This is a genomic window from Buchnera aphidicola (Microlophium carnosum) (assembly GCA_011752475.1).
Classification (GTDB): Bacteria; Pseudomonadota; Gammaproteobacteria; order Enterobacterales; family Enterobacteriaceae; genus Buchnera; species Buchnera aphidicola_BG.
Window position 1 is genome coordinate 1 of record CP048749.1, and the last position, 3331, is coordinate 3331.

The window sequence follows — 3331 nt, forward strand, 5'->3', positions numbered from 1 at the left end:
AAAACAGGACTTCTTACAAAATGTCAAATATTTTACTTTTAGATAACATAGACTCGTTTACCTATAATCTTGTTGAACAACTGAGAAACCAAAAAAATAATGTTTTAATTTATCGTAACACAGTAGATCTCGAAATTATTTTAAAATCTCTTAGAAAATTAATAAATCCTATTTTAATGTTATCACCTGGCCCTAGTCTTCCTAAGAATGCTGGGTGTATGTTAGAATTAATAAAAAAAGTTAAGGGTTTCATTCCTATAATAGGAATTTGTTTAGGCCACCAGGCAATAGTAGAAGCCTATGGTGGGACTATTGGCTATGCAAATGACATATTCCATGGTAAAACATCATCAATCAATCATGACGGTTTAGAGATGTTTGAAGATATTCCTGATCCTCTACCAGTTGGTCGGTATCATTCATTAATTTGTAACACAATCCCCACTGGGTTTATAATAAATTCCTATTTTAAAAAAATAATTATGTCTGTCAGAAATAACTCAGATCGTGTGTGTGGTTTTCAATTTCATCCTGAATCTATCTTAACAACTTATGGAGATCAAATATTAGAAAAAACTATCAATTGGGCATCTATAAAATATATTACATAATCAAAAAAATAAAAAATATATTAGCTTTATTCACCCCAAAAAATCTGAAAGATTCTCATTTTTTTAAAAATTTATAATACATGCCTAAATATGTTTTAAAATGAAAAAAACTAAATAATATTACATCTAATATAATTTTAATAAAAAATCAAAAATATCCCGTCAAAAAATTAGGAAACCCTTTTAGAAAAAGAAAAAAATAATTTTTTTACCCTTATAAACTGTAGAAAAAATAATTAAAATAGATCAGAAGAATACAATTTAAATTAAAAAAATGCATAGATTGAAAAAATATAAAAATTAAAAATTTTACTTTAAATATCATCTGTTTTAATTTAATATTTTTTTCCGTATAAATAATCTATTTTTTATTTATCCTAAACTTATATAGTAAATACTACATTTATCAAAAACACCTATATTACTAGTATAATACGCGTATAAAAAAATAATCACTCCCCTCTATATCTAAATTTATTTAAACTAATTTTCAAAAATTTAAAATAAATGTGTTTTTAAAATTTTCAATCTCTGAAAAACTCTCATCATTTAAAAAAACCAAATAAATACGAAAAATAAAAAAATAATGACTATATAAAATTCTTTATAAAATTTTATAAAGTAATCAAGTCTGATGATAAAAAAATTTTTAAAAAATTAGGGTAAATTTTTTTAAAAAAGTTATCCACAATTTCTGTGGATAACTTTTTTAAAAAAAATTTAAAATTTTAAATTTATTAATCAAAAAAATAACATAACACTATGTTTTATATATATATATATTTTTTTTTTAGTCTATTAAAAACATGTTGATAACATGTTCATAAGTCTGGGGATAAGTTTTGTATATATACATCCAATATACTTTTCATATGTCAAAAATATCATAAAATAAAAAACAATTAATTAATTAAAACTAAAGATTCTTTTTCCTTAAAAAAAAAACAAAAATATATAAATAATATATAAAGTTTTTAATTATTATTATTTCTTTATACATAGTACGTATTAGTATCATCTTTATTTAATATAGTTATTACATACTTAAATATATATTATACACTTTCTTAAAAAAAAAAAAAAAAACGATACCTTGCTTTAATTTAACAATGTAGTTATTATAAAAGAAAATTAAATAAAATTTTTTGGTTAAAAAGAGATGTAAATTAATGGAAAAAGGCTTATATGATATTAAAATAATTCAAAGAAAGGCTAATTATCATACTGATCCTACAAAAATTTTTAATCATCTTTGTGGATCAAGATCAGCAACATTGCTACTTGAAACAGCAGAAGTGAATAAAAAAAATGATTTAGAAAGTATAATGATTATTGATAGCGCAATACGTATTTCTGCTATCAGAAATTCAGTTAGTATAACTGCACTATCTAAAAATGGGACAAAAATATTATCTCTTTTAAAAAAAAAATCATATCATCAAGAATTAAAAATTCTTGAAAAAGAGAACACTATTAACTTTATTTTTCCTCCTATAAAAAAAAATATTGATGAAGATAAAAAAATTTTTTCATTATCTGTTTTTGATTCATTTAGATTTATTATTAAAATTTTTAACAATACGAAAAAAATAAATAAAGCAATGTTTTTTGGCGGATTGTTTTCTTATGATCTTATTTCTAATTTTGAATTATTACCTAGTATAAAGAAAAACCAAAAATGTCCAGATTTTTGTTTTTATTTAGCAGAAACGTTGTTAGTTTTAGATCATCAAAAAAAAACCTGTCTAATTCAGGGAAGTATTTTTAGTGAAAATTTTGATGAAAAAAAGAGAATCGAAAAAAGAATAAAAGAAATACAAAAAAAACTTGAAGAAAAGTTTACAGTTATCCCCAAAAATCAGGTAAAGTTAAAAACTGATTTAACTTCTAATATGAGTGATTTTCAATATTCATCTGTAATAAAAAAATTACAAAAATTAATTGAAAAAGGTGAAATTTTCCAAGTTGTACCATCCCGAAAATTTTTTTTACCCTGCAATAACCCCCTAGCATCCTATCAGGAATTAAAAAAAAATAACCCTAGTCCGTATATGTTTTTCATGCAAGATGAAAGTTTTATTTTATTTGGTGCATCTCCAGAAAGTTCTTTAAAATATGACGAGAAAACAAGACAAATTGAACTTTATCCTATAGCTGGCACTAGACCTAGGGGGAGAAAAAAAAATGGAATTTTAGATTTAGATTTAGACAGTAGAATAGAACTCGAAATGAGAACAAATCATAAGGAATTGGCCGAACATTTAATGCTTGTAGACTTAGCACGAAATGATCTTGCACGTATTTGTGTACCAGGATCTAGATATGTTTCAGATTTAGTAAGAGTAGATAAATATTCACATGTAATGCATTTAGTTTCTAGGGTAATTGGAAAATTAAAAAATGGACTAGATGCGCTTCATGCATATTCATCTTGTATGAATATGGGAACACTAACTGGAGCACCTAAGGTACGAGCAATGCAATTAATTGCTGAGTGTGAAGGTGAAAGCAGAGGAAGTTATGGCGGAGCGATAGGTTATTTTACTAGTTCAGGAAATTTAGATACCTGTATAACAATACGATCAGCGTATATAGAAAATAATATTGCAACAATTCAAGCAGGTGCTGGTATTGTTTTTAATTCAATCCCCAGTGATGAAGTTAGGGAAAGTTTAAATAAGGCAAAGGCTGTAATAGATGCTATAAAAAGAGCGCACTAA

The 3331-nt window shown here is 24.3% G+C and carries 2 protein-coding genes; both read left to right on the top strand.

The window, feature by feature from the left end; genetic code table 11:
• Window positions 1–20 precede the first annotated feature (20 nt).
• A complete protein-coding gene (locus tag G4A98_03080) occupies window positions 21–611 on the top strand; it encodes an anthranilate synthase component II (GenBank protein QIQ42191.1) in 591 nt (196 codons plus the stop codon).
• A gap of 1169 nt (window positions 612–1780) precedes the next feature.
• Entirely contained in the window at window positions 1781–3331 is a 1551-nt protein-coding gene (locus G4A98_03085; GenBank protein QIQ42192.1) for an anthranilate synthase component 1, read from the top strand.

Bases quoted from the DNA above. Each gene is read 5' to 3' on its own strand.
- G4A98_03085 (QIQ42192.1), top strand. From the start codon at position 1,781: ATGGAAAAAGGCTTATATGATATTAAAATAATTCAAAGAAAGGCTAAT.
- G4A98_03080 (QIQ42191.1), top strand. From the start codon at position 21: ATGTCAAATATTTTACTTTTAGATAACATAGACTCGTTTACCTATAAT.